Genomic DNA, 24,684 nt, shown 5'->3' with positions numbered 1-24,684 from the left:
TTTTTTAGGGCTGGATTTTATGACATCCTATGCAACCTCCTCAGCCAAAGCGGAAATGAGTGAACTCCGTCGGTTGAAAAGCTTACTACCACCAGAATTACAAAGTTGGGTCACGGTTGAAGGAACAACTGAGGTTAATCCACCCCTGGTCCGCTGCGAAGAAATTGGTAAAGACCAAGTAGAAATTCAAATCGACTTGGTGAAATGGGATGCTCTAGCAATGGATCAGCGTAATCTCCTGTTCTGGCACGAAGTGGCTCGCATTCAAAATGACACGATTCCCAAAGATGGTTGGGAAATGGCAGCACTGGCCATTGGATTAGGTGGTGCTGTGGGTGAATTATGGGTACAAGATGGATTGCTGCTGGTTTTAGCTTTGGCGCTGTGTGGCGTTTCTGGTTGGCGACTCTATCAAAAAAATAACGGAGACAAGCAACTCAAAGAAATACTCGATGCCGACGAAAAAGCGATCGCTCTAGCAACTCGTTTCGGTTACAGTCTCCCCAACGCCTACAAGAGTTTAGGTAGTGCTTTGAAAACCTTAGTTGAAAACACCCCTAGCAAGCGTCAGCGTTCTCGATATGAAGCCAGATTATCTGCCCTTAAACGCAGCGCCAACAAAGCCAAAACTAAATCTAAAAGCATGGACGAAGGTGGACTTTAGAAGAGATGGGGACGCGGAGATGGGGAGACACGGGGACGCGGAGATGGGGAGACGCGGGGATGGGGAAAATTACTTCCTGCCCCCTGCCAGAAAGCCCCCTGCCAGAAAGCCCCCTGCCTCCACTTACATCTGATTGAGCATTTTATGAGTCTGGGGAATCACTCGTACTGACTTCACAAACTTCTTCATCAAAGCTTGCCATACTAAGACTTGATCCGGAGTCGGTGCAGTAACCGGTACTTGACTGAATTTTTCCGGATCTGCCAAAGGCGTAACAGGTTGTAAAAAGATGGGGATATCCTGACTGACCGCAGCGACCAACATAGCTGAACGTTCCAATTCCGCTGGCTCTGTCTTTTGAGAGACGATAATTTTGACAAAAATTTCTAAATTTGCATCAAAACAAATTTGGAGAAATTTTTTATGTTCTGTCCAATAAGTTTCGCCGCTGACACTAGGCAGTTTTAAATCCATACCTACAGAATCTAGGTAAGGAAGAATCAGACCAAGTTCTTCGGGACGATGTCCGCCTGTTTCCAAGTATATGGGTAGATGGGTGAGCGATCGCACGATTGGTAGAAATTGTGCCAAAAATGGGGCATGAAGAAGTGGTTCTCCCCCTGTTAAGCTGATGCTATCGTGTAGAGAAGGTAGATTTTGCCTTTCCACCCATTCGATTAAAATGGGTAATGGAACCGGATTAGAGTGAATTTCAAAATCTCTTAATCCAGGTGAACGCTCTATCTTACACATAGAGGGTGCATTCCATGTATGGGGACTGTCGCAAAAGTGACAACGTAAGTCACAAAGACCAAAGCGAATAAAAATCTGACGTGTCCCGACATTCAGTCCTTCCCCTTGAATAGCAGAAAAAACTTCAACCAGGCGTGCGGTAGGTTTAACTCTAGTTTTAGCAATCATGAGATGATAGATAGCAGCGCGATCGCACTGATTTTTCACAACAACAAGTATGTTTTTGGCTTCTTGTTCCATTGTGAACCCTAGCTGAAGATCTCCCATCTCTGAGCGAAAAACTAGCCACTTGTCCTTAATCCTACTGTTTCAAAATTAGGTTAAGTAATTTTCTAGGACAAAACAATGTTTGGCAGATTAGATTTAGATGGCAACTAAAGTGCATAGCTTCATGAGTAGCCAACCCACAGAGGCAGATTTCCCAGTTACTTACCTGAACGACACAGCAACAGTGCAGGTGTCTAAACGTTTGAGCGTGCTTGAGGCTGTCGGCTTTAAGCAAACCTGCCAAAACTTAATCCAAGCTGATTCAAAACCTCAGCACGTTGTCATTGACTTCCAAAATACTACCTTTATGGATAGTAGTGGATTAGGGGCTTTGGTGAGTAATTTCAAATATGCCCAGGAAAAAGGAACCACATTCGCACTTCGTAACGTTACTCCCCAAGTCATGGCAGTGCTAAACCTGACAGGATTAGATCAGGTATTTTCTATTGAAACCCTAAACAGCGTCGAACCCATAGAATCTATTCTCCCTGGAGAAAGTCGGAAGAACGTTACGAGGAAAGTAGATCCCCTACCCCAAACTCATCCTTCTGTGGCCTCGTGGATGAAAAGGCTGATTGATATAGTGGGATCATTGATAGGTTTAGTAATTACAGGGTTTTTATTCATTCCGATTGCGATCGCCATTCAAGTCAACGATCCCGGCCCCATTTTCTTCCGTCAAATCCGTTGCGGTTGGATGGGTAAACATTTTGCTATTTGGAAATTTCGCTCCATGTGCGTGGATGCCGAAGCTAAAAAATCTCAAGTCAAAAACCAAGTCGAAGGTGCTTTCTTTAAAAATGAGAATGATCCCAGAATTACACGGGTAGGTCGCTTTCTACGACGCACAAGTCTCGATGAATTACCTCAATTCTGGAATGTCCTCAAAGGGGAAATGAGTTTAGTTGGTACTCGGCCACCTACACCTGATGAAGTGGAACGCTATGAAGTACCAGAGTGGCAACGTTTGGATGTTAAACCTGGCATGACCGGCGAATGGCAAGTAAACGGTCGCTCCACAGTACGCAGTTTTGAAGATGTAATTCGCCTAGATTTACAGTATCAAAAAAATTGGACTTTAGTTTACGATTTAAGGCTGATTCTCAAAACCATAACCATATTGTTTAACAAAAACAGTGGAGCAGTTTAACAGTTATCAGTTATTACTTATCAGTTATCAGTTTCATTACACTTTCTAAAGTCCTCCACAAATTAGTTTTCTGGCTTTGGTGGCTTGTCTAAATACCCCACCTTTCTGCCCTCAGAACTTTTCACTGTTCACTCTTTAAGCTAAAACTACCAAATTTAACTTCTGAATTTACCCAAGTCTATTTTATGGCTCTGGGTAAATTTTGCTTTTATAGCAGTTGCCGATCTGATTAATTGTCATCCACTCTATCCCTTACGGAAGTCGTAGATATAGCAAAGTATAGAAGTTGATAGTTGACAAAGAGTACAGCGGGAATATCACAAACAAAGCTAATATCGCGTTTTACGTAGTAAAGATATCATTTAGTATAAATAAGTAGAAAGGCACAAAAAAACCGTAGACGCGCAGCGGCTTCTCGAAGAGTACTATGTAACGAAAAGTAAAGTTGCCCAAAAACCTCTTTCCTTCTGCCTTCTGCCTCCTGCCCTCTGCCTTTCTTTGTAAAAGCTCAAAAACACAAAGTCCGAAGTCTAGCTTATGGTATGGTTACTAAAAAACTCCATCTTCTTTAAAAAGCTGATATCAAAATTTACATAATCTTCAACGAAAAGTTACTGGCAAGAAAGAAGTATAAAGAGATAATGAGATATTATGCTCCAAAGTGACTTTGAAGACAAATACTTATTGTCATTCAACAAAAAACCAGGAAACTCCGACTAATTTGTTATGCGGATTTTAATTTACTCCTACAACTACCACCCAGAGCCGATTGGTATTGCCCCACTAATGACTGAATTAGCCGAGGGACTGGTGAAGCGTGGCCATGAAGTACGCGTAGTTACAGCTATGCCTAACTACCCTGAACGTCAAATTTACCAAGAATATCGCGGCAAATTTTATGTAACCGAACATAAAAATGGTGTTCACATCCAACGCAGTTATGTGTGGATTCGTCCACAGCCCAACCTGTTAGATCGGGTGATGCTAGATGGTAGTTTTGTGATCACCAGTTTTTTTCCGGCAATCATCGGCTGGCGGCCAGATGTAATACTTTCCACCTCGCCATCTCTGCCAGTGTGCGTACCTGCTGCACTTCTAGGATGGTTACGCGCTTGTCCAGTGATCTTAAATCTACAAGATATATTACCAGAAGCAGCCATCCACGTCGGCTTGCTAAAAAATAAATTACTAATCAAAATATTTACAGAATTAGAAAAATTTGCCTACGCCAGAGCCACGAAAATTAGCGTTATTGCTGATGGGTTTGTAGAAAATTTGCTCTCCAAGGGTATAGCAGCCGATAAAATTATCCAAATTCCCAACTGGGTTGACGTGGATTTTATCAGCCCATTACCAAAAGAGGATAACCCCTTCCGCGCTACACATAACCTAAATGGTAAATTTGTGGCCTTATATTCAGGGAACATAGCCCTGACACAAGGCTTAGAAACAGTGATTAAAGCTGCTGTAAAACTACGTGATATCACAGAAATTGCCTTTGTGATTGTTGGCGAAGCCAAAGGGTTACAACGTTTACAACAGCAGTGTCTAGACTGGGGTGCTGATAATGTTTTATTATTACCCTTCCAAGCTCGCAAAGATTTACCACAAATGTTGGCAGCAGCAGATGTAGGTTTGGTAGTGCAGAAGAAAAATGTCATATCTTTCAATATGCCCTCCAAAATTCAAGTGTTACTTGCCAGCGGCAGCGCGTTAGTGGGGTCTGTACCTGAAAATGGTACAGCCGCTAGAGCGATTAAACAAAGTGGTGGTGGAGTTATCGTTCCTCCAGAAGATCCCCAAGCCTTAGCGATGGCAATTTTAGACCTCTACCAAAACCAAGAAAAGTTGAAAACCCTAGGTGAAAACAGTCGTAAATATGCTGTGGAAAATTATTCCTTTGAGCAAGCTTTAAATCAGTATGAGTCGTTGTGTTACTCTTTAACCGCAGACGGTAAAGCAATTGGACCCAAAGCCGTGAGAAAACAGGAGGTTTAACTAATTACTAATTCGTAATTCGTAATTCGTAATTCGTAATTCGTAATTCGTAATAGTGCCTACGGTTCCGCTAGGGATACGTAATTCGTAATTCGTAATTTTCCTCGCGTCCCCGCGTCTCCTCATCTCCGCGTCCCCGCGTCTCCCCCTCTCCGCGTTTCTTTGTGACTTTGGTATTAGCATAGCATCTTGCAGAAAAGCGTTACTTGTGCATTGAGGCAGAAGTTTCCCAGCCGACGTAAAATATGACGCTCAGAGGGGCTAATTGTCAAACATCCCCCATAAACACCTATTTTTTTGTTAGTATTCAAAAAAACGTAATCATAAATTAGCAGTGAGTTTGCTTATCAAAAATAAGCAAATTGAACAAGTTCTTATAAAAGGAAAAAAGCACCTGAGGTTGAATGACTGATTATTTCCAAGGAAATTTCCCATTACAATCCGTCCCTCTGACAAAGAATACAGTAAGCAGTTCAATAGCTGAAACTGAAGAGGTGAGTGGAAAACTAGCTAGAACCATCGCCGAAGCAGGCTCGGAACGCAAAGCAGGAGAGATTTTATTGCTCAGAGTAGTAGATGTCTCTTATCTATCAGATTACTTTGTGATGATGACTGGCTACTCTAGAGTACAAGTAAGAGCGATCGCACAAGCAATTGAGGCCAAAGTCGAAAGCGACCTGCAACGCCGCCCCTTAAGGACAGAAGGAAAAGCTGAGGGAAGTTGGGTGCTACAAGATTATGGTGACGTGATCGTTCACATCATGATGCCCAAAGAACGAGAGTTTTATAATTTAGAAGCGTTCTGGATTCATGCAGAACGGATTTCGCTACCAAACTCCGATGACGGTGAGGGTAAGCCAAGATGATGAGATCCTCGGTTTCTAATTGCCCCGTTCCTACAGACCAACAACCGCTCAATGAATACGAAGAGCTAAAAAACTCCTGGCTATTTCGAGATAGCATCTTAAGCAGGCGCGGGTATCTGACAAAAATTTTTTGGATTTGGGGTTGGTCGTGGCTAGTAGCAGGGCCAGTAGCTGCGGCCAGCTTTCCTCCACATAAGTATATTGTTCATTTTCTCCTCTGTGGAGCCGCAGCCGCCAGTTTAGGGGTAGTGTTGGTATTGGTGCGGTTGTATTTAGGTTGGTACTATGTACGCGATCGCCTTTACAGTCCCACAGTATTCTATGAAGAATCAGGCTGGTATGACGGACAAACCTGGACAAAACCCCAGGAAGTCATTACACGCGATCGCTTGATTGTCTCCTACGAGATTAAACCCATCCTCCAACGCCTTCAATTTACCTTTGCAGGCTTGGCTCTCATGTATCTTATTGGTACTATAGTTTGGCATTTCTTATAAATTAGTCCTTAGTCATTGGTCATTAGTGTTACACAACTGACGACTGACGACTAACAACTAACGACTGACCACTGAAATAATTCACAAAATAAATATAAACCCATGACAATGGGAAAACGAACTCAAGCCACAGCATTGGAAGTCCGGTTGCTGCGGGAAGGTATTATCGAATCTCGGCATATAGTCCAGGCTGTTGTCAGCGACGAACGGGGACGGACTCTTTCTGTCGCTGGCAATGCTGAAACGGCCGCCTTTGTCCGTTCTGCCCTCAAACCATTTCAGGCGCTGGCTGTCACCACCACAGGCACATTGGAACGCTATGATTTGAGCGATCGCGACTTAGCAATCATCACCAGTTCCCACAAAGGCAGCATAGAACAGGTGCGGCAGGTATTTAACATTATGTGGCGGGCTGATCTTGACCCCACTACGCTCCAATGTCCAATTCCTCAAGGTAAAAGCAGTCCTTTAGAATATAACTGCTCTGGTAAGCACGCGGGAATGTTAGCCGTTTGTCAGCAACGTCATTGGCCTTTAACTAGCTACTTGGATCGTAAACACCCAGTCCAGCAGTTAATTATCACCAAAGTGGCAGAATTGCTGCGAATGCCTGCAGAAGAATTTCTCACCGCCCATGATGACTGTGGCGCACCCACATATTTGATGCAACTCAGTCAAATGGCATCTTTATATGCTGTGCTTGCCTCCAGCAGTAGTTTGGATATGGAACGCATTGTCCGCGCCATGAACCATCATCCCAACATGGTAGCTGGAGAAGGAGAATTCGATACCGAACTGATGCGCCTAGCTCCCAGCGAACTTGTCAGCAAAGCTGGTGCAGAAGGCGTGCAGTGCATCGGCCGACTTGGTGAAGGCATGGGATTGGCAATTAAAGTCATGGATGGCGCTAAACGGGCAAAATATGCCGTAGCCATTCACCTGCTGCAACAACTGGGCTGGATTACTCCCAGCGTTGCCCAGAGCCTATCTGAGAAGTTTATGAACCTTGGAAAATACAAGCGTTTGGAAGTAATTGGAGAATTATCGTTTTTATAGTTGACAAACTTTTGACTTCGAGTTATATTAAATAAGTCGAGAGACAAAAGCGACGCGGGATAGAGCAGCCTGGTAGCTCGTCGGGCTCATAACCCGAAGGTCAGTGGTTCAAATCCACTTCCCGCCACCAAATTAAAAAATCAAACCCTGTAATCTTAATTGATTGGAGGGTTTTGTTTTATTGAAGTTCTTTTTCAATCAAGTCGATTAATTCTAGGATATTCCGACATTGACTTGGTTCTACGTTCGATTCTTGAGCGATGTGGACATGGTGCGGAAAATTCGGTAAATTGGGAAAATGCCTGACGCTATCCCAACGCTTTCTCAATTTTTCCTTAGTTTTATCCATCCATTGATAACGATAATCAAGAGTAACACAATCCTCATCTGTGATAGTGAAAGATTCAGCAAGTTCTAGAAAGTCACCGTTATTTAAAGTCAATCTGGCTCGGAAGTAACCTCGATTTAGTAAAATTCTTTCATCAACTATCACAATTTCCTTAACTGCTGAACTTGTATCCAGTTTTATTTTAACCCTGATAATATAATCTTGGAGTTCCATTGGAAAATTAACTCTCTATGGATGTTAATTTTTGTTGTGCATTATTCCACATTTCATAGAAGACACTCCACTCAAAAAAATCCATTCCATCTCCTAATTTACCTGATTTAAATTGCTGGTAAAAACTGCTTGATGACATCTGATATTGTTTTTCAAATTCTTTTAAACGATTTTCTAAATCTAATATATTTTGTTTGCTTGATTGGTTAACTGTCGGAGATGACGCTAAGTTCGTAATTTTTGATTCTAATAATTTTCGTTCTTCTTCAGACAAAGATAAAATAATTTGAGCTATAGATTCAATCAACTTTGTATTCATATTTATTCACCTTGAATTTTACAATTTTGGCATTATTCAGAAGTTTTAGCCATTGTTCCAATCTTCACCACCTGGTAATTGAGCAAGATAATTATCTATAATGTCTGGTAATTCTCTATTTGGATAGTTATATGTCATTGCTAATAACTCAATTGCATTTAAGATTAATTGAGGTTTATTTAACATTTGCGAAAGTTGCTGTCTTTTTAAAGTACCATTCAAAACCTCTAAACTTGCATCCGCTATTGCTAGTGTAACTTCATCTTCTAGATAAATTTGCCATTCATCTTGATTGATGTAATGAGATTTTTTATTATCTTTCAGATTTAGTTTTTTGATTTCTATCAATGAATTACGAATAGAAGCAATCCAAGAATTTGTTAATCTTTGCTCAATTTGATTTTTAATCAAATGCATCAGCAGAATCTTTAAAAAAGCTTGAATATTACGGATAATTGCTTGTTTACTCATTCCCTCTAATTCATCCACAATTGCTAAAGCATCTGTGTAACGTCCTTCTGTAATGCTATTTCTGAGGTCGATTAATTCTTGTGTCATATGTACTAACCTCAAGTTATAAATCAGTGAATATTTATTCAACCAGTGCATAATTGTATTTTATAATTAAATCTGTTTACTTGTGGCACTCCCAAAAGCAGGTTTTGATCTATTCTGAAGATAAAGCTATCCAAGCGCGGAGAATCAGAATTGTGAAGTTACATAAACCAATATTGGTGGGAGGACTGGGATTGTCCTTCTCCCTGTGGATGTTAGACACTTGGCATGATTCAATAGTTCAAGTGGGAGAATTCGGCCTTCTGAGTGCTTTAGCTGTGGGTGGGGGTTTGTGGTTATTGCAGAAAAATCGCCCTGATGAGCAGCTAAATGATATGGTTGTAGATAGGGCATCTGTAGAAAGTTGTATCGCTCAAACAGAAGCAATCATCAACCAACTCGCAGAAGAAGCCGCAAACCATCCAGCTTTAGAAAGCCTACGCGAACAACTTGCTAAATTACCTTTAGAGTTAGATAGACAAGCAATTCAAGTTGCTGTTACTGGTGGAAAGTCAGTAGGTAAAAGTGCAGTTATTCAAATTCTCAAGACGTTAGATACAACGTCTCTACATTTTTCGGAAACAGCACCTTTGTTTACAGAACTGGGTGAAAGTTCAAATGTAGCTATTTTGTCAGAACTGCAAAAATCAGATTTTGTTTTGTTCCTGACAAACGGTGATTTGACAGACTCAGAATTTCGAGTTTTACAACAACTAAAAGCAGCAAAACAATCAACATTACTGGTTTTTAATAAACAAGACCAGTATCAAATAGATGAACGTGCTACAGTTTTGCAATCATTGAAACAAAGAATGCAAGGTAATGTAGTCGCAACTGCGGCTTCTCCCGTTTCTGTGAAAGTGCGGAAACATGAAGCTGATGGTTCTGTGCAAGAATGGATGGAACAACCAGCACCAGATATTCAACAGTTAACGCAGCAGTTAGGGGAAGTTTTAGGACAGCAAGGACAGCAGCTAGTTTGTACAACAACGATGCGAAAAGTGCTGTTATTGAAAGCGGAGGCGAAAAATTGTTTAAATGGGGTACGGCGCGATCGCTCTACACCTATCATAGAACAAAATCAGTGGATTGCTGCTGCTGCTGCCTTTGCTAACCCAATTCCCGCTTTAGATATATTAGCAACTGCGGCGATTAATGCTCAAATGGTAATGGATTTGGGTAATATTTATCAGCAAAAAATTTCCTTAGAACAAGCGCAACAAGTAGCCGGAACTATGGGAAGTTTAATGTTGAAATTAGGTTTAGTGGAACTTTCTACAAGGGCTGTTACTGGTATTCTCAAAACTAACGCTATCACCTTCGTTGCTGGGGGACTAGTTGAAGGTGTGAGTGCTGCTTATTTAACTAGAGTTGCTGGGTTAAGCTTAGTTGAGTATTTTGAACAGCAAGAAATAGCTTTAGAAACAGGAAATGGTTTGAACCTGGAAAAATTACGCCAAGTTTTACAAACAGTATTCCAGCAGAATCAAAAAATGGCTGTTTTGGAAGCTTTTGTTAAGCAAGGTGTGAAACGTTTGTTACCGGAAGCGAAGCCAGTTGAAGTTGTCGGATAATTTCGCACAAAATCAGAAATTTGAAACCCGCTTTCAGTGGAGTTATTCCTAAATAAAAAGCGGGTTTTATTTTTCAAATTGGAGAAATTTAAGGCAATTTTGAACAGATTGATGATGGTGTAGCAGTTATTCTCATAACATCTCTGATTTTCTCAGATGTTTACACTATTTGCAAACCTATGACACCTCAAGAATTTTTGGAAAATTTGGCTACAGCCGCAACAGATCCAGAAAAAATCATCGTTTTTGCACGATACTTAGATACAACCGCACTGGATCATGCAACAACTCCAAGATGGAGAAGTATTCCTCACAGTACAGAAATTCAGTTCGCACTCAATAATATTGCTTTTCATTTAGAAGCACTTGCAGAAAAAGGCAATTAATGAAGACAATACTCGATAGGTTGTCTTCGGAGATACCTATCAAGTAATAATATCTTGTTGGATGAATTCGCGTAAATACCTATAATTTTGATCCCCATCTCAGTGAGGTAAAGGAATAAAGAATTAACCGCAGATAGAGGAGGATAAACGCAGATATAGCTTGCTTCCCGCAGGGTACGCAGATAATTTTGTACCTCCGTAGATTAAGAAAATCTATTATAAAGTTATAAAATAATTAGTTTAATTGACGATGAACTGCAAATAGACAATCATTATATTGCTTATCAACTTCAAGATTTGTAAACGCCCAGGCTACTTTATATGGTTTTTGATATTCTCCTAAAATATTGATACGGTGACAAACATTAGGAATTTTAGTCAAATATCTGGGTTCTAAAGGTACATCACAAGCAAATATACCTTTAACTCTGTGTGTCGTACCTGTTATACCTAAGCTATAATTAATCATGATTGCCACATAGTATCTATCTTCTGATGTATGGAGGACTTGAACTAAGTCATCATGACTAATACCAAGTAAATGATCAGGTAATTTCAAGGCTTCGCTGGTATCTAAGGGTATATTTTGAGTTTTAACCCAATCGATAATTTCCTGATATTTTGTCAATGCTGCGCGTTGGCGGAAAAAATATTTAATCTCGACAAATAAATGAGTTATCCGGTATATTATTTGGAACAGTGTTAAGACAAATCCGGTGAATATTCGTTGTAAGTTAAACATTTATTTTTTGAACACCTTATATTTATGATTCAGATGATTAAATACCATGATTACACAATATAGAATATATCTTGATACTTGTTGTCTGAATCGTCCATTTGATGATCAAATGCAATCTCGTATTTATGTAGAAGCACAGGCTATTATGACAATTCTGAGTCAATGTCAATCAGAAAATTGGAAATTAATCAACAGCAGTGCTTTAATCTCCGAATTAAATCAAACACCTGATTTAGAAAGACTCCAAAACGTCAAAAAATTACTCTTGATTGCTAAAATTAAAGTTATTAATAGCGTCTTCATTGAAAACAGAGCCACCGAACTTCAAAAATTAGGATTCTCCAGCTATGATGCTACTCACATTGCTAGTGCTGAAAGAAGTCAGGCAGATATATTTTTGACAACAGATGATAGACTTCTTAAAAAATCTCAAAAATATTCTCAATTAATTAACGTAAAAATTAACAACCCTGTGCAATGGCTCGCAGAAGTAATACAAGTAGAGGAAAGCAATGATGAAAACCCAAAATGAAATTATTAAACAAGGCTACGATGCATTAATAAATTCTCTGGGAGTTGCCGATACTATTCGATTTATTCAATATTTTACCCCAGGTAAAGGAGACTATACAAAAGAACGTCATCAATGGCTAAATGAAAAAACTTTAGCAGATGTGTTTATGGATATTAAAGAATTACCAGAAGACGATTTAAATCAATATGATGAAATTATTGAATAGTTCAACTCTTGTATTATGTAACTAATATCGTTTTACTTTGAAGATGCACATAATACGAAGACTCCCAAATCTTGATATATCTTGATTTTAAGATTTGCGATTTTGTGCAAGCTCAATGAAAATTGATATAACCCGCCTACGATTGAAATCGCAGGCTAATAGCCAAAGTCCACTAAAGTGGACTGAAAATTAATCTTTAGTCTACTTTAGTAGACTTGAACTATTAGACAGGGAATTTATTCCCTGGCACATTATGGGATAATGAGAAGATGTGAATAACAGTCGCTCTATCTCTCAATAACGCACCATTAAAAAAATAGTAGGTTGGGTTGAGAAAACCCAACATTTTCGGGACTTGGTTGGGTTTTGCTTTCTTTTCAAAAAACCCATGACTGTTAAGCACAGTCAAAAGTCTTTGTGCTATTGGCTCAAAATATTCAACTGAGTCTCTAGCTCTACTAATATGTGCGCCACGCAAACCATCTACACTGGTACAATCAAAAACTGGTTTTTTTGCCTCTAATGAATAAGGAATAAGACTGTGAAGATTAGGAATTTTTCCTAGATTGAAATTCCCATCAGGCCAGTAATAAACCTGGTCTAGTTTAGCTAATCTGTTGACAATATTTTCTTGAATTGCAGACTCAATACGATTTCCAAATATCTGCCAGCCTTTCGTCATTTTTTCTTCAGAATCTTCACGGATATTGTGCTGTTGCATCACATAACCTAAAAATGTTGGTTGTCCGTGCGGTAGAGTTAAAGTTTTATTGTTCCAAGCATTATTACACTGCTCCCAACCTTGACGCCAGGCTTCAAGTTTAGAACCTAAATTTTCTGTACCTCTAATTGAGAATAGATCAGGAGAGATGGGAATTATAAAATAATCACTATGGAACATATAAGTGGTTTTACTCACCCCACCTTTGTTGTTAAAAATACTAATTATTGGTGCCATACATAAAAGTAAAATCTTCAAATATCAGAGTAGCACTTAATTCATAAAATGTATATTTTGATCGCTGTTAAAAATCTTTTTTCATGACAATTAAACCTACCATCTTCTCTTTTTTCTCCGGTTCAGGATTCCTCGACTTAGGCTTTGAAACCATAGGCTATAAAATCGCTTACGTTAACGAAATATTCCCCCCATTCATGTCCGCATATCGCTATTCACGGGAACTTCTCAAACTCCCACAACCTGAATATGGATATCATCAAGGTGAAGCCACAGACGTAAGCAAATTAATCGCAGGAACACAAGCACAACGCATTCAAGAATTAGTCAAAGATTCCCGTAAATCAAATAATATAATTGGTTTTATTGGTGGGCCACCTTGTCCTGATTTTTCTATTGGTGGTAAAAACAAAGGACATTTAGGCGATAATGGTAAACTCTCATCCTCTTATATTGAATTGATTTGTCAAAACTTACCCGATTTCTTTTTATTTGAAAATGTCAAAGGTTTGTGGAGAACAACAAAACATCGTTTATTTTATGAATTATTGAAAATAAAATTACAACAAGCAGGTTATATATTAACAGAACGGTTAATTAATTCTATTGAATATGGTGTCCCTCAAGATAGAGACAGAATTATTTTAATTGGCTTTAGAAATATTTTTCTCAAAGATATAGGAATTAAAGATGGTTTTACATTTCCTTGGGAAAAATATATTTTATATCCTCAAAATCAAGTATTTGCGTATCCTTGGAATAAAAGCGAACCATTTAAAGAAGATTCTATAATTCCTTGTCCTGAAAATATTCCTGAAAAACTAACTGTAGAATATTGGTTTAGAAAAAATGATGTTTTAAACCATCCCAACGCTAAACATTATTTTCAACCAAGAGCAGGTAGAACTAAATTTGCTACTATTGAAGAAGGAGATGATTCTAAAAAGTCATTTAAACGTTTGCATAGATGGCGTTATTCTCCTACAGCTTGTTATGGTAATAATGAAGTACATTTACATCCTTACAAAATTAGACGTATTTCTGTTGCGGAAGCTTTAGCTATTCAATCTTTACCTGCTAATTTTTCACTTCCAGAAAATATGTCACTTACGAATATGTTTAAAACCGTTGGTAATGGTGTGCCATACTTAGCAGCACAAGCATTAGCTCAAAATATTCTTGACTTTTTAGCAACTGGTACTAAAATTACTTAAAGTCAATTTAAATACCCTTATAAATTGGAAAACACTTAAAAAGCCGATATACCAAACTAAGTTAACTGCCCGTTTTCAGGATAAACTCGTAATATATGTGGTTTAATATATAAGAAATGTTTTAATTTTTCATAAACTTTAATAATCTATCACAGGCAGAACAAACGATGGCAGCAGACTATCCAAACATTGATATTGCGCCATTTATCGATCACTCCCTCCTCTTACCAATTGCTACCCCAGAACAGGTGTCACAGTGGTGTGATGAAGCATACAGGTTTAACTTTGCGACGGTTTGCTTGCAACCTTGTTATGTCAAGCAAGCGGTTGAACTTCTCCACAACAAAAACCCCAAAGTTTGTACGGTGATTGGCTTTCCTACTGGTGCAACAACTTCAGCAGTCAAGTTTTACGAAGCTCAAGAAGCGTTGGAAAATGGCGCTGAGGAGTTAGATTTGATGATTAATTTAGGCTGGTTAAAAGCTGGAAAAACTGAGGAAGTCCACCGGGAAATTGCTACAATTTGTGAAGTAGCGGGGCCATGTGTCAAGGTAATTTTAGAAACTAGCCTACTGACAGAACCGGAGAAAAGAATAGCTGCGGAAATAGCTATGGAAGCCGGTGCGGCTTTCTTAAAAACTAGTACAGGTTGGAATGGCGGAGCAACGGTGGCAGATGTGCAGATGTTGAAAGAAATGGCAAAGGACAGGGTAGGAATTAAAGCATCAGGTGGTATTCGCACCCACAACGAAGCCCTAGATTTAATCATGGCAGGTGCGACAAGATTAGGCACATCTCGTGGTATTGATTTACTCCGTCAGCGCAATCACGTGGAAAAAGAAAAAAGTGAGTAGTCATTGGTTTTTGTAATTTGTGTTTGTAAGTTGTCATTTATTTTGCCACTGACTAATGACTAATGACTAATGACTAAGTAAATAATGAGTAATGAGTAGAACTTATAAAGCAACTGGCATTAATCTCAAAACTCAGGCGCTCGGCGAGTCGGATAAAATAGTCACAATTTTGACCCAAGAATTCGGTTTGATTCGGGCGGTTGCTCCTGGGGCGCGTAAGCATAGCTCCAGCTTGGGTGGTAGAAGTGGGATGTTTATTGTCAATGAATTACTGATTTCCCAAGGACGAAATTTAGATACAATTACTCAAGCGCAAACTATAAAAACCTATCCAGGTCTAACCAAAGACTTAGGAAAATTAGCTGCTAGTCAATATTTAGCTGAAATAGTCTTGTGTCAGGCTTTAAGCGAACAACCCCAAGAAGAACTTTATGAATTATTTAATGAACATCTTCAGCGGTTGGAAAGTTTACCTAAAACAGAAGGATTAGATGTAATTGCACATCTAGCTCAAGGAATATTTCATCTTTTATCTTTAGCAGGATTAACGCCGCAAGTCCAAGTTTGTTGCTTAACCCAGCTTCCCCTCATCCCCGACTTAACAAACCCTAATTGGAAAGTAGGATTTAGTGTTCCTGCGGGGGGAACGGTTTGTTTACAGGCTTGGGAAGGTTTACGAAAAGAAAGGGAAAAAGAAAGAAGAAATTTACCCAGTCCCCAATTACCAGTAACCAATCTCCCTAACCCTGGCTATGAAACAGTTGTGCATCACCAAGACCTACCAGTGATTTCTGGTCGTCTGAATGCCAAAGAACTGTTCATGCTCCAACATCTGTCGCAACCAGAGATAATACAAATAGATGCAGCCACAGATTCTGGCTGGTTATCTGTTGAGCAGATTTTGCGCCAGTATGCCCAATATCACTTTGGTCGCCCTATTCGCTCTGCCACCTTGATCGATTCCTATTTTGCCACCAACCATGATGCAATCGTCTGATTTGGATAGAAAAATCCTGCCTCTGTCACCCAGCCAAGCTAAAAACAAGAATAGGGTATCAGACAGTACAACACCCAATGACCTTAATTCTGTTTCCCAACTTCAGGTTAGTCAAACTAATAGTCAAGTTAATAGCCAAGAAATTTCTCCCAAAGATGTTTCTCAGCATAAAAATTGCAGATCAGAACTTCCTTTAACTGATATTCCTAAACAATCAGAAACAAGCTCGGAAGTATCACTAACAACTCCTGAAACTAATGGCAAAGGTAATGCTACTCAGGAAAATTTACAAGTAGCGAGCGAACCAGAAACATCACAATTAAACGGGTCTGGTTCAGATGGAAAATCACCATCAGAAAATGTAGAAAAAAAAGGGTTTTTACCTGTATTAAAAAACCCAAATTTCCTGGCTCTTTGGGGTGGTCAGGTTTTCTGTCAACTGGCTGATAAAGTATATCTAGTGCTAATGATTGCTTTAATTAACAGTCAGTTTCAACAGAGTGATCAAAGCATTAGTGGTTGGGTGTCGGCGTTAATGATGGTTTTTACCATTCCAGCGGTGCTGTTTGGTTCTGTGGCTGGGGTGTTTGTAGACCGCTGGTCAAAAAAAGTTGTGTTGGTAGCAACGAATATTTGGCGCGGTATCCTGGTTTTGGCAATTCCCGTCCTACTGTGGTTAACTCAAGATTGGCAACCTGTAGGAGTTTTGCCGATGGGTTTTCTGATCATTTTGGCAGTGACTTTTTTAGTTTCTACCCTAACCCAGTTTTTTGCACCAGCAGAACAGGCTGCAATTCCCTTGGTGGTGGAAGAGCAGAATTTACTTTCGGCTAATTCCCTGTACACAACTACGATGATGGCATCGGTAATCGTGGGCTTTGCTGTGGGGGAACCGCTGTTAGCAATAGCTGATGAATTGTGGTTACAAGTTGGGGGTAGTGGTGGACTGGGTAAAGAAATTGTCGTTGGTGGCAGTTATGCGATCGCAGGAATTATTTTATTCCTACTCAAGACCAATGAACAACCCCACCCCCCAGAAACCGAATTCCCTCATGTTTTCTCTGACTTGCGCGACGGTTTATCTTACCTCAAAGAAAATCATCGGGTTCGTAATGCTTTACTACAACTGATCATCTTATTTTCTGTCTTTGCAGCCCTAACTGTTCTAGCCGTTCGCATGGCAGAAATTATTCCCAACATGAAAGCCTCCCAATTCGGCTTTTTACTGGCATCTGCTGGGGTGGGTATCGCGGCAGGGGCGACAATTCTCGGTCAATTTGGTCAACGCTTCTCCTATAGGCAACTCAGTCTCTGGGGTTGTCTTGGCGTGGCAGCATCTTTGGTTGGTCTTTCAGTCTTCACAAGCCAGCTATGGGCAGCATTACTGTTAGTTGCCCTTGTTGGTGTCTTTGGCTCGTTGGTAGGTATTCCCATGCAAACCGCTATCCAAACAGAAACACCCCCGGAAATGCGGGGTAAAGTCTTTGGTTTGCAGAATAATGTGATTAATATTGCCCTCACCCTACCTTTGGCGTTAGCTGGTGTAGCAGAAACCTTTATTGGCTTAAAGGCGGTCTTTTTGGGATTAGCTACAATCGTCTTCTTGGGAGGTATATTAACCTGGTATAATTCCCGTGATTAGCTATTAGGTTTGAGATCATCAATAACTTAATAAAACAATTGGGTTTCGTGCTAAACTTAAGCCAGCCAAAATCAATGAAATACTTGCTGTGAAATAGACATGATGTTGATTAAGTTGTGATCAAGTTAGTTAATTAACAACTCAAAACCAGCATCTACAAAGCCATAACTACACTAGTTTAATTGACTTAAATATAGGTTTTATTTAACTAAGATATGGTATTGTTTATCATGGCTAAAAATTCAGCAAGTATAACGAGATAAAAACAGCTAATTATAAGAAATAAAGTAAGAATTCAGGAGTCAGGAGTCAGAATGCTTATGAAATGAAGAATAGATAGAAGTGAGATTTTATCAAAATCATCAAAGTTGACTAAAAAAGCCTTTATTCTCATGACTTGGAGTATTCTCTATCCTGAATACTTACGAAATAAATAATATAAACTCAACCTCAAACCGAAACCCGCTTGACTTTACACCTAACCAAAGAATGCACATAGCCTGGATTGGAAAAAAATCGCCCTTTTGTGGCAATGTCACCTACAGTCGAGAAATTACAAATGCATTAATTTCACTAGACCGGGGACACAAAGTAAGTTTTCTTCACTTCGCTCAAGAAGAATCTGAACTAGATAAATGGCCGAATTTAAAAGAAGTTTCTTTGCCGTTTATTTATAAGTCCCAGGTTTATACAATTCCTGCTTTCAATGCAACCAAAGTATTGAAAGACTCCCTGCGGGAAATCAAACCAGATATAGTTCATGCTTCATTGACTCTATCAACTCTGGACTTTGTTTTGCCAGAAATTTGTCAAGAATTAAATTTGCCCTTAGTTGCTACTTTTCACACTCCATTTGCTGGTAAGGGTGCAAAACTAATATCTGGGACACAATTTTTGGCTTATCAACTCTACGCACCGTTTTTAGATAATTATGATCGGGTAATTGTTTTTTCCCAAATTCAGCGTGAATTGCTATCAAGTATGGGTGTGGGAGAACACAAGATTGCGGTAATTCCCAATGGTGTGGATACCACTAAGTATTGTCCTGGTGTTTCTCAAGTTAAAGCAGAATTTGGTGCCGAGCGTTTGTTTGTTTATCAAGGACGCATTGCCCCAGAAAAAAATGTAGAATCCCTCCTGCGGGCTTGGAAGCAATCCAAGATGGGAGTTCATAGCAAGTTGCTGATTGTGGGTGATGGTCCATTGAGAGCATCTTTAGAACCGTTTTATGGCGCGGAATACGGTATCATCTGGCTAGGATTTATCGCCAATGAAGAACGCCGCATAGAAATTTTGCGGGGAGCAGATGTATTTATTTTACCTTCTTTGGTAGAGGGTTTATCTTTATCTCTGTTAGAAGCAATGGCTTGTGGTTTGGCTTGTATAGCTACGGATGTTGGTGCAGATGGGGAAGTATTAGAAAAAGGTGCTGGTGTAGTTATTAGTACGAAAACAGTGCGATCGCAACTCAGAACCATTTTGCCACTGTTCCAAGACCACCCAGAGTTAACAACACTGTTGGGGCAAAAAGCTACAAAACGAGTATTAGAACGCTATACCCTCAGTAATAATATCACTCAACTAGAAGAACTTTATGCAGAAATGTTAGCACAGCGACCTGTACCGCTAAGTCGGGGTGCTTAGGAACAAGTCTTAACAATTCAAAATTCAAAATAGAGCCAAGTTCGTACATAAAGGATACAGTGGGGGATTTAAACCCTGGCTGTAGCAATATGCCACAGGGTAACTGGAGCCACGTCTAGACGAAGTAGACAGGAATATTTGTCTTTGGAGATTTGCTGAAGACAGTACAGTAAATCTCTAACACATATTTGAGTATTTATGTCAATTCGTAATATCAATAGCTTTACAAAAATTAAGAATATAGTTACAGTTCTTTACATAGAGGCTAAACCTCTAAGAAAAAAAACTGCACCAATACAGTTTTGTTATAGATCACCAAAGGTAAACCAATACCTTTGCTATTCAACTAAAGATTTACCTGTAAGACAGTCCCCATAATAGCTGTGGTCTCTATGTCTACCGACTTAGTTGCCACCAGAACTTTGGGTTGGTCTCACCTCATTTGTAGTAATAGAAGTCTTGCAATAAGGAAAGTTGATCAGGTTTTTTACCAAAAAAATGTCAACTTAAAGCTCCTTCTTAGCAAATTTCAAAGTAGCTAATTAACAAATAATAATTGGAGATTTCTCTCATGGCTTTAACTCTTCAGTCCGCTCAAAGTATTTTTTCTAACACTCAAGTTCCTAGTCAGATTCCAGCAACTATCGCACTATTCGATCAACTTAACGTTGATGATCAACTAGCATATCTCTGGTATGCCTACACTGAAATGGGTAAGACAATTACTCCCGCAGCACCTGGAGCAGCACGTTTGCAACTAGCAGAAACCCTGCTAACCCAAATTAAGCTGATGTCTTCTGAAGATCAAACAAAAGTAATGCGAGATCTTGCCAGCCGTGCTGACACTCCCATCAGCCGTTCCTATGGGTTCTTCAGTGTCAATACCAAGCTGGCTTTCTGGTATGAGTTAGGAGAATTGATGAAAAAAGGACTTGTCACTCCTATTCCAGCGGGTTATCAAATGTCTCCTGGTGTGAAAGTAGTGCTAGAAGCCACCCAGAAACTTGATCAGGGTCAACAAATCACAGTACTGCGGAATACCGTAGTCAACATGGGATTCGATACTTCTGAACTAGGCCCTAGCAGTTACCCCAAAGACGTAGCAGAACCAGCGTTCCAACGTACAACACCAATTATTTCCTCTGTTAAGATTGACGGGATTACAGAACCTGCTGTATTGAGCTACATTGAAGCTATGAATGCAGATAACTTTGATGCGGCTGTTGCTTTATTTACTACCGACGGTGCGCTACAACCTCCATTCCAAAAGCCAATTGTTGGTCCAGAAGCGATCGCTAAATATATGCGTGAAGAAGCTCAAGGACTGAATATGATGCCTCAACAGGGTATTTGTGAAGTTCAACCAGATGGTTCCAAGCAACTGAAAATCACTGGTGTAGTCCAAACTCCTTGGTTCGGTGTGACTGTCGGTATGAATATTGCTTGGCGGTTTTTAATCAATCCCCAAGGTAAAATTTTCTTTGTAGCGATCGATATGTTGGCTTCTCCTCAAGAACTATTAAATCTGCGTCGGGTTTAACAGATTCGCCGGAATTCCCCTTCTTCAGCGTAAGCTAGAAGGGGATAGATGGCCGAATAACGACGAAATTCAAGAATAATCCCCGTCTATGAGAAAGCGGAAAGTATCAAAAAAAAGTCAATATCTCCACAAGTTTTCCACAATTTACATTTAGATTTAAAAGTGTCAACCAGCCAACCCAAAAAAATGTTACCCATTATTTCATATTTCACCAAAAAATCAACACAATCTTCTATCGATGCAAATCATGCCAGTGAAGAATCCCAGGAAATTCTGACTTTAGAAGATTTGGTAGAAATTTTAGAGAAACTAGATCAATATATACAAACTACATAAGCTGGGATTACTCTAGAAAATAGAGATGCAGTTTACTAATACTACAGGGCGGAATTTACAATTAAAACTTAAACATTAAAAAAAGTCCTTCCATCAGCTTTTCACCTATTTAAAATGGTAGCTATATTTCCGCCTTAGTGTACTAGTGCCGCCGGGCAAATCTAAAGCCTAAACATTAAAAAAGCAGATTACACAAGGGTTTTAATAAATTTATAATGGACAGTTATTTATACTTGCACTGAGGAAGATATAGTTAACAACAGACGAAATTCACCCGCCACAACTGTATTGAATTTTGAATTGTTGACTCACCATCCCAAACTTGTAGGCTGTTCATAAATACGCTTTAAAGTATTCACATCTCGCGCCGAAATAGAAGGTGGTTTGCGAACTTGGGAAAAATACAAAACATCAGTTTGCAGGGGACTATGACCCCAAATTCCCAAAGCATGGCCGAGTTCATGACGTGCAGCAGCTTTCGCATATTCACCAGTTTGATTAGGACTCAACAAAATAGTAAAACGGTGTAATAAAATATTATTAATATTAGTGTATGTCTCGTAGCTAGTTAAAGCAGAACGCGCGCGGGGAATTTTACTATTAGGTTCAATTTGTAAAGGTGGCGCTTTTCTGAAAATTTGAATATCAGCAATTTCAGCTTTCTCAACTACCTCCAAAGGTAAATACACACTCCACTCTTGAACAGCTTGCAGAACATTATTAACCCATAGTTGTGACTGTTCTGCACTTATTCCTGTTGGTATTTCTATCTTCACCCTTACCGGAAAACTTGACCAAATTAAATAACCAACTTCTGTAGGTGTGATTTTGTCAAAATAATCCCCACTGTTCGTCTTGTTTTCCCAACTTGCGAGGGTTGACGGTAAAGGATGGACTTTTTGTATGAACTTTTCCTCTAAACTGTAACTTGTAGAAATGTTGTAGGCAACGTCTCTAAATTTAGAGTTTACAACAGCCCTAGTTTGAAAGTTAGTACAAATAATTAGCAGTCCCGTCATTATCGCTAAAGTCAGGACTGCTAATAACCGCTGCAAAACTAAGTTTGTGCGGGTTTTAGATATGAGGTTTTGGGTGATTTTCCCCATTTTTACTTATTTAGGCAACCAATTGGCACTTAAAACCACTGTTAAACCCAGAAAAATTACTACTAATGCCCAAGTAATGCGATTTAATGTATTTTCTGCACTTTTGGTACTACTGAACAATTGAGCTTGTCCACCAATTGCACCAATACCATCACCTTTAGGGCTGTGCAGCAACACGAGGATTATTAATCCTAAAGCGGAAAATGCCCAAATACCTTGCACGATGTTAGTAATTGCCATATTAGAAATGTCGTTTATAACAAGTTTGAAAATGGATGAGTTCTTGATTTATCAATCCTGTAGGGGTAAAGCGCATTGCTCAACCTTAAAGACTGTTCTCTTTCCCATACTCTGTATGGGAATGCATTCTAGAATGCTCTGCCAGGGCGTTACAGTAGAGTCAGAGCCTCTATGATAGCATTAAGAGTCGGAGACCAGGAACGAGATAATAGTGTAGGGGTGAAGCGCATTGCTAAACCCCTACTTCTGAATTCCTGGCTATTTTACAACCCTATTTGTGCAGGAGTGCGAGTAGGTTTCAAGTCGTATTCTGCTGCTTTAAGGAGCGATCGCCCGGTCATTTCTGTTGGTTGGGGAAGCTGTAAAATATCCAGAATAGTGGGGGCAATGTCGGCTAACTTGCCATCATTTCTCAATTCCACATTTGTACCATATCCAGGTATTTTGACTTTTTCGCCTTCTACCAAGATTAAGGGAACTGGGTTAGTGGTGTGAGCCGTCCAAGGATTACCCTGATCATCTAGCATATACTCAGCGTTGCCGTGGTCAGCAGTAATGATTGCTGTACCGCCAACTTTGCCAATAGTGTCCAGGAGACGACCTAAACAGCGATCAACTGTTTCAATAGCTGTAACTGTAGCTGGTATTTGTCCAGTATGCCCTACCATGTCTGGATTGGCATAGTTCATCACTATTAGGGAGTAGATGCCCTTTTTTATCGCTGCGATCGCTACATCTGTCACTGCTTGTGCTGACATAGCCGGTTCTGAGTCATAAGTTGCCACCATTGGACTACTGACTAATTCCCGGTCTTCTCCATCACAAGGTTCCTCTAATCCCCCATTAAAGAAATAGGTGACGTGAGCATATTTTTCAGTTTCCGCAGTCCGAAACTGTTTTAAGCCATGATTAGCAATGACTTCCCCTAAAATATTACTCAGGTTCTGGGGAGCAAAAGCCACCGATACTGGTAATTCTGGATCATACTGGGTAAAAGTCACAAAGGACAGCGGCTTAATTTGCTGTCTTTCAAACCCATCAAATTTGGAACTGACAAAGGCTTGTGTCAGTTGTCTAGCGCGATCAGGGCGGAAGTTGAAAAATATTACCCCATCTCCCGGTTCTACTGCGCCTGGGGCAATTCTAACTGGAAGCACAAACTCGTCAGTTATGCCTTCTGCGTAAGATGCTTGTAAGACTTCTACCGCAGTGAGTCCATTACCCGCGCTATCTTGTGTCATCACATGGTAGGCGCGTTCAACTCGATCCCAACGGTGGTCACGATCCATTGCATAATAGCGACCACTAACGGTTACTATTTGCCCAATTCCAGCCTGATCTATGTAGTCTTGCAGCTGTGTAATTGCTTTGATACCCTCCTTGGGAGGGGTGTCACGTCCATCGGTAATGGCGTGGATACAAACTTGTGAAAGCTGCTTTTCTTTGGCTAAGTCAACTAGTCCAAATAGATGGGTTAGATGAGAATGTACCCCTCCATCAGAACAAAGCCCTACTAGATGCAACTTGCCATGAGATGAGCGAACTTCCTGGCAAATCTTGACAATTGCTGGGTTTAATGCTATTGAACCATCTTCTACTGCATCAGAGATGCGTACCAGTTCTTGAGGCACGACTCGCCCAGCGCCAATATTCAAATGACCAACTTCCGAGTTGCCCATTTGACCTTCTGGCAACCCTACGGCTTTTCCTGAAGTGCGAATGAGGGTGTGGGGATAGGCTGCCCATAAACTGTCCATAATGGGAGTTTTAGCAGCAGCTATTGCGTTTCCTCGCTTTTCCTCACAGTAGCCCCATCCGTCTAAAATGACTAGCACCACAGGAGCAACAGGTGCTTTGGTCATAGTAAAATTGCCCTTTACTTTTTGTAATAACCGAATGATACCATTGCTAACCAACTCTGGAGGTTAATTTTAAGAAGGAAAAAATCTAAAATCTAAAATTTTGTTAAGTATTTACAGTTCTAAGTCATCACTGAGGGTCTTCTCAGAGTCCTCAATGAACTG

At 39.9% G+C, this 24,684-nt stretch carries 26 protein-coding genes and 1 tRNA gene; 18 read left to right on the top strand and 9 right to left on the bottom strand.

Annotated features, from left to right (window positions below):
• Positions 1-19 precede the first annotated feature (19 nt).
• Complete coding sequence (locus tag H6G59_RS15490; protein WP_190715868.1) at positions 20-664, top strand: DUF3318 domain-containing protein; 645 nt, start codon at positions 20-22, stop codon at positions 662-664.
• 123 nt (positions 665-787) lie between these two features.
• Here H6G59_RS15490 and H6G59_RS15485 read toward each other — a convergent pair whose 3' ends face one another.
• Positions 788-1,585 (bottom strand): 7-carboxy-7-deazaguanine synthase QueE, encoded by a 798-nt coding sequence (locus H6G59_RS15485; protein ID WP_190715920.1) that lies wholly within the window; start codon positions 1,583-1,585, stop codon positions 788-790.
• 199 nt (positions 1,586-1,784) lie between these two features.
• Between H6G59_RS15485 and H6G59_RS15480 the strand changes: the two genes are divergently transcribed.
• The 6 genes from H6G59_RS15480 (at position 1,785) to H6G59_RS15455 (ending at position 7,381) form a co-directional block, all read left to right on the top strand.
• Positions 1,785-2,834: an anti-sigma factor antagonist gene (locus tag H6G59_RS15480; protein WP_190715866.1), complete on the top strand. Its 1,050-nt coding sequence runs from the start codon at positions 1,785-1,787 to the stop codon at positions 2,832-2,834.
• A gap of 726 nt (positions 2,835-3,560) precedes the next feature.
• Positions 3,561-4,832 (top strand): glycosyltransferase family 4 protein, encoded by a 1,272-nt coding sequence (locus H6G59_RS15475; protein ID WP_190715864.1) that lies wholly within the window; start codon positions 3,561-3,563, stop codon positions 4,830-4,832.
• Between the two features lie 404 nt (positions 4,833-5,236).
• Positions 5,237-5,698 carry a ribosome silencing factor gene (gene rsfS, locus H6G59_RS15470; protein ID WP_127052519.1) on the top strand — a complete coding sequence of 154 codons (462 nt, stop codon included), beginning with the start codon at positions 5,237-5,239 and terminating at the stop codon, positions 5,696-5,698.
• Entirely contained in the window at positions 5,695-6,195 is a 501-nt protein-coding gene (locus H6G59_RS15465) for a CGLD27 family protein (RefSeq protein ID WP_190715862.1), read from the top strand. The genes rsfS and H6G59_RS15465 overlap by 4 nt, the downstream gene beginning before the upstream one ends.
• A gap of 102 nt (positions 6,196-6,297) precedes the next feature.
• A complete protein-coding gene (locus H6G59_RS15460) occupies positions 6,298-7,251 on the top strand; it encodes an asparaginase (protein ID WP_190715860.1) in 954 nt (317 codons plus the stop codon).
• A 53-nt stretch (positions 7,252-7,304) separates the two neighbouring features.
• Positions 7,305-7,381: transfer RNA gene (locus H6G59_RS15455), tRNA-Met, on the top strand.
• Between the two features lie 48 nt (positions 7,382-7,429).
• On the opposite strand, the gene H6G59_RS15450 is transcribed toward H6G59_RS15455, so the two are convergent.
• The 3 genes from H6G59_RS15450 to H6G59_RS15440 are packed head-to-tail and all read right to left on the bottom strand — an operon-like array spanning position 7,430 to position 8,690.
• Complete coding sequence (locus H6G59_RS15450) at positions 7,430-7,813, bottom strand: toxin-antitoxin system TumE family protein (protein ID WP_190715859.1); 384 nt, start codon at positions 7,811-7,813, stop codon at positions 7,430-7,432.
• Between the two features lie 7 nt (positions 7,814-7,820).
• Positions 7,821-8,132 (bottom strand): hypothetical protein, encoded by a 312-nt coding sequence (locus H6G59_RS15445; RefSeq protein ID WP_190715856.1) that lies wholly within the window; start codon positions 8,130-8,132, stop codon positions 7,821-7,823.
• 45 nt (positions 8,133-8,177) lie between these two features.
• Positions 8,178-8,690, bottom strand: a complete 513-nt coding sequence (locus H6G59_RS15440; RefSeq protein ID WP_190715854.1) for a DUF29 family protein — start codon at positions 8,688-8,690, stop codon at positions 8,178-8,180.
• A gap of 152 nt (positions 8,691-8,842) precedes the next feature.
• Between H6G59_RS15440 and H6G59_RS15435 the strand changes: the two genes are divergently transcribed.
• Positions 8,843-10,261 (top strand): YcjF family protein, encoded by a 1,419-nt coding sequence (locus tag H6G59_RS15435; RefSeq protein WP_190715918.1) that lies wholly within the window; start codon positions 8,843-8,845, stop codon positions 10,259-10,261.
• A gap of 179 nt (positions 10,262-10,440) precedes the next feature.
• On the top strand, positions 10,441-10,647 hold the full coding sequence (locus H6G59_RS15430; protein ID WP_016952965.1) for a hypothetical protein: 207 nt from the start codon (positions 10,441-10,443) through the stop codon (positions 10,645-10,647).
• 235 nt (positions 10,648-10,882) lie between these two features.
• On the opposite strand, the gene H6G59_RS15425 is transcribed toward H6G59_RS15430, so the two are convergent.
• A complete protein-coding gene (locus tag H6G59_RS15425; protein WP_190715852.1) occupies positions 10,883-11,389 on the bottom strand; it encodes a hypothetical protein in 507 nt (168 codons plus the stop codon).
• 46 nt (positions 11,390-11,435) lie between these two features.
• On the opposite strand from H6G59_RS15425, the gene H6G59_RS15420 reads away from it, so the two are divergent.
• A complete protein-coding gene (locus H6G59_RS15420; protein WP_190715851.1) occupies positions 11,436-11,921 on the top strand; it encodes a PIN domain-containing protein in 486 nt (161 codons plus the stop codon).
• Positions 11,905-12,129: a hypothetical protein gene (locus H6G59_RS15415; RefSeq protein WP_199332050.1), complete on the top strand. Its 225-nt coding sequence runs from the start codon at positions 11,905-11,907 to the stop codon at positions 12,127-12,129. The genes H6G59_RS15420 and H6G59_RS15415 overlap by 17 nt, the downstream gene beginning before the upstream one ends.
• Positions 12,130-12,352: 223 nt before the next feature.
• Here H6G59_RS15415 and H6G59_RS15410 read toward each other — a convergent pair whose 3' ends face one another.
• Entirely contained in the window at positions 12,353-13,108 is a 756-nt protein-coding gene (locus tag H6G59_RS15410; RefSeq protein ID WP_190715842.1) for a P-loop NTPase family protein, read from the bottom strand.
• Between the two features lie 62 nt (positions 13,109-13,170).
• On the opposite strand from H6G59_RS15410, the gene H6G59_RS15405 reads away from it, so the two are divergent.
• The 7 genes from H6G59_RS15405 (at position 13,171) to H6G59_RS15375 (ending at position 21,314) form a co-directional block, all read left to right on the top strand.
• Complete coding sequence (locus tag H6G59_RS15405; RefSeq protein WP_190715840.1) at positions 13,171-14,301, top strand: DNA cytosine methyltransferase; 1,131 nt, start codon at positions 13,171-13,173, stop codon at positions 14,299-14,301.
• Between the two features lie 167 nt (positions 14,302-14,468).
• Positions 14,469-15,155: a deoxyribose-phosphate aldolase gene (gene deoC / locus H6G59_RS15400; RefSeq protein ID WP_190715838.1), complete on the top strand. Its 687-nt coding sequence runs from the start codon at positions 14,469-14,471 to the stop codon at positions 15,153-15,155.
• Positions 15,156-15,246: 91 nt separating this feature from the next.
• Positions 15,247-16,152: a DNA repair protein RecO gene (gene recO, locus H6G59_RS15395; protein ID WP_190715836.1), complete on the top strand. Its 906-nt coding sequence runs from the start codon at positions 15,247-15,249 to the stop codon at positions 16,150-16,152.
• Positions 16,139-17,794 (top strand): MFS transporter, encoded by a 1,656-nt coding sequence (locus H6G59_RS15390; protein WP_190715916.1) that lies wholly within the window; start codon positions 16,139-16,141, stop codon positions 17,792-17,794. The genes recO and H6G59_RS15390 overlap by 14 nt, the downstream gene beginning before the upstream one ends.
• A 489-nt stretch (positions 17,795-18,283) precedes the next feature.
• A complete protein-coding gene (locus tag H6G59_RS15385) occupies positions 18,284-19,438 on the top strand; it encodes a glycosyltransferase family 4 protein (protein WP_190715834.1) in 1,155 nt (384 codons plus the stop codon).
• 571 nt (positions 19,439-20,009) lie between these two features.
• On the top strand, positions 20,010-20,978 hold the full coding sequence (locus tag H6G59_RS15380; RefSeq protein WP_190715832.1) for an orange carotenoid protein N-terminal domain-containing protein: 969 nt from the start codon (positions 20,010-20,012) through the stop codon (positions 20,976-20,978).
• A 186-nt stretch (positions 20,979-21,164) separates the two neighbouring features.
• A complete protein-coding gene (locus tag H6G59_RS15375) occupies positions 21,165-21,314 on the top strand; it encodes a hypothetical protein (RefSeq protein WP_190715830.1) in 150 nt (49 codons plus the stop codon).
• A 308-nt stretch (positions 21,315-21,622) separates the two neighbouring features.
• Here the strand turns inward: H6G59_RS15375 and H6G59_RS15370 are convergent, their stop codons facing one another.
• The 3 genes from H6G59_RS15370 to gpmI form a co-directional block, all read right to left on the bottom strand.
• Positions 21,623-22,420 carry a peptidase gene (locus H6G59_RS15370; protein ID WP_190715828.1) on the bottom strand — a complete coding sequence of 266 codons (798 nt, stop codon included), beginning with the start codon at positions 22,418-22,420 and terminating at the stop codon, positions 21,623-21,625.
• Between the two features lie 6 nt (positions 22,421-22,426).
• Positions 22,427-22,660 (bottom strand): preprotein translocase subunit SecG, encoded by a 234-nt coding sequence (secG, locus tag H6G59_RS15365; protein ID WP_016952978.1) that lies wholly within the window; start codon positions 22,658-22,660, stop codon positions 22,427-22,429.
• A 263-nt stretch (positions 22,661-22,923) separates the two neighbouring features.
• Positions 22,924-24,522, bottom strand: coding sequence for a 2,3-bisphosphoglycerate-independent phosphoglycerate mutase (gene gpmI, locus H6G59_RS15360; RefSeq protein WP_190715826.1), 1,599 nt, complete (start codon positions 24,520-24,522; stop codon positions 22,924-22,926).
• Positions 24,523-24,684: the final 162 nt, after the last annotated feature.

It is taken from the genome of Anabaena lutea FACHB-196, assembly GCF_014698305.1.
GTDB classification, from domain to species: Bacteria; Cyanobacteriota; Cyanobacteriia; order Cyanobacteriales; family Nostocaceae; genus Anabaena; species Anabaena lutea.
This window is presented reverse-complemented; position numbering and strand designations above follow the sequence as displayed.

What these genes read in the sequence shown, in the direction of transcription:
- H6G59_RS15490 (WP_190715868.1), top strand. Translation starts at nt 20, where the DNA reads ATGACATCCTATGCAACCTCCTCAGCCAAAGCGGAAATGAGTGAACTC.
- H6G59_RS15485 (WP_190715920.1), bottom strand. Translation starts at nt 1,585, where the DNA reads ATGATTGCTAAAACTAGAGTTAAACCTACCGCACGCCTGGTTGAAGTT.
- H6G59_RS15480 (WP_190715866.1), top strand. Translation starts at nt 1,785, where the DNA reads ATGGCAACTAAAGTGCATAGCTTCATGAGTAGCCAACCCACAGAGGCA.
- H6G59_RS15475 (WP_190715864.1), top strand. Translation starts at nt 3,561, where the DNA reads ATGCGGATTTTAATTTACTCCTACAACTACCACCCAGAGCCGATTGGT.
- rsfS (WP_127052519.1), top strand. Translation starts at nt 5,237, where the DNA reads ATGACTGATTATTTCCAAGGAAATTTCCCATTACAATCCGTCCCTCTG.
- H6G59_RS15465 (WP_190715862.1), top strand. Translation starts at nt 5,695, where the DNA reads ATGATGAGATCCTCGGTTTCTAATTGCCCCGTTCCTACAGACCAACAA.
- H6G59_RS15460 (WP_190715860.1), top strand. Translation starts at nt 6,298, where the DNA reads ATGACAATGGGAAAACGAACTCAAGCCACAGCATTGGAAGTCCGGTTG.
- H6G59_RS15450 (WP_190715859.1), bottom strand. Translation starts at nt 7,813, where the DNA reads ATGGAACTCCAAGATTATATTATCAGGGTTAAAATAAAACTGGATACA.
- H6G59_RS15445 (WP_190715856.1), bottom strand. Translation starts at nt 8,132, where the DNA reads ATGAATACAAAGTTGATTGAATCTATAGCTCAAATTATTTTATCTTTG.
- H6G59_RS15440 (WP_190715854.1), bottom strand. Translation starts at nt 8,690, where the DNA reads ATGACACAAGAATTAATCGACCTCAGAAATAGCATTACAGAAGGACGT.
- H6G59_RS15430 (WP_016952965.1), top strand. Translation starts at nt 10,441, where the DNA reads ATGACACCTCAAGAATTTTTGGAAAATTTGGCTACAGCCGCAACAGAT.
- H6G59_RS15425 (WP_190715852.1), bottom strand. Translation starts at nt 11,389, where the DNA reads ATGTTTAACTTACAACGAATATTCACCGGATTTGTCTTAACACTGTTC.
- H6G59_RS15420 (WP_190715851.1), top strand. Translation starts at nt 11,436, where the DNA reads ATGATTACACAATATAGAATATATCTTGATACTTGTTGTCTGAATCGT.
- H6G59_RS15415 (WP_199332050.1), top strand. Translation starts at nt 11,905, where the DNA reads ATGAAAACCCAAAATGAAATTATTAAACAAGGCTACGATGCATTAATA.
- H6G59_RS15405 (WP_190715840.1), top strand. Translation starts at nt 13,171, where the DNA reads ATGACAATTAAACCTACCATCTTCTCTTTTTTCTCCGGTTCAGGATTC.
- deoC (WP_190715838.1), top strand. Translation starts at nt 14,469, where the DNA reads ATGGCAGCAGACTATCCAAACATTGATATTGCGCCATTTATCGATCAC.
- recO (WP_190715836.1), top strand. Translation starts at nt 15,247, where the DNA reads ATGAGTAGAACTTATAAAGCAACTGGCATTAATCTCAAAACTCAGGCG.
- H6G59_RS15390 (WP_190715916.1), top strand. Translation starts at nt 16,139, where the DNA reads ATGCAATCGTCTGATTTGGATAGAAAAATCCTGCCTCTGTCACCCAGC.
- H6G59_RS15385 (WP_190715834.1), top strand. Translation starts at nt 18,284, where the DNA reads ATGCACATAGCCTGGATTGGAAAAAAATCGCCCTTTTGTGGCAATGTC.
- H6G59_RS15380 (WP_190715832.1), top strand. Translation starts at nt 20,010, where the DNA reads ATGGCTTTAACTCTTCAGTCCGCTCAAAGTATTTTTTCTAACACTCAA.
- H6G59_RS15375 (WP_190715830.1), top strand. Translation starts at nt 21,165, where the DNA reads ATGTTACCCATTATTTCATATTTCACCAAAAAATCAACACAATCTTCT.
- H6G59_RS15370 (WP_190715828.1), bottom strand. Translation starts at nt 22,420, where the DNA reads ATGGGGAAAATCACCCAAAACCTCATATCTAAAACCCGCACAAACTTA.
- secG (WP_016952978.1), bottom strand. Translation starts at nt 22,660, where the DNA reads ATGGCAATTACTAACATCGTGCAAGGTATTTGGGCATTTTCCGCTTTA.
- gpmI (WP_190715826.1), bottom strand. Translation starts at nt 24,522, where the DNA reads ATGACCAAAGCACCTGTTGCTCCTGTGGTGCTAGTCATTTTAGACGGA.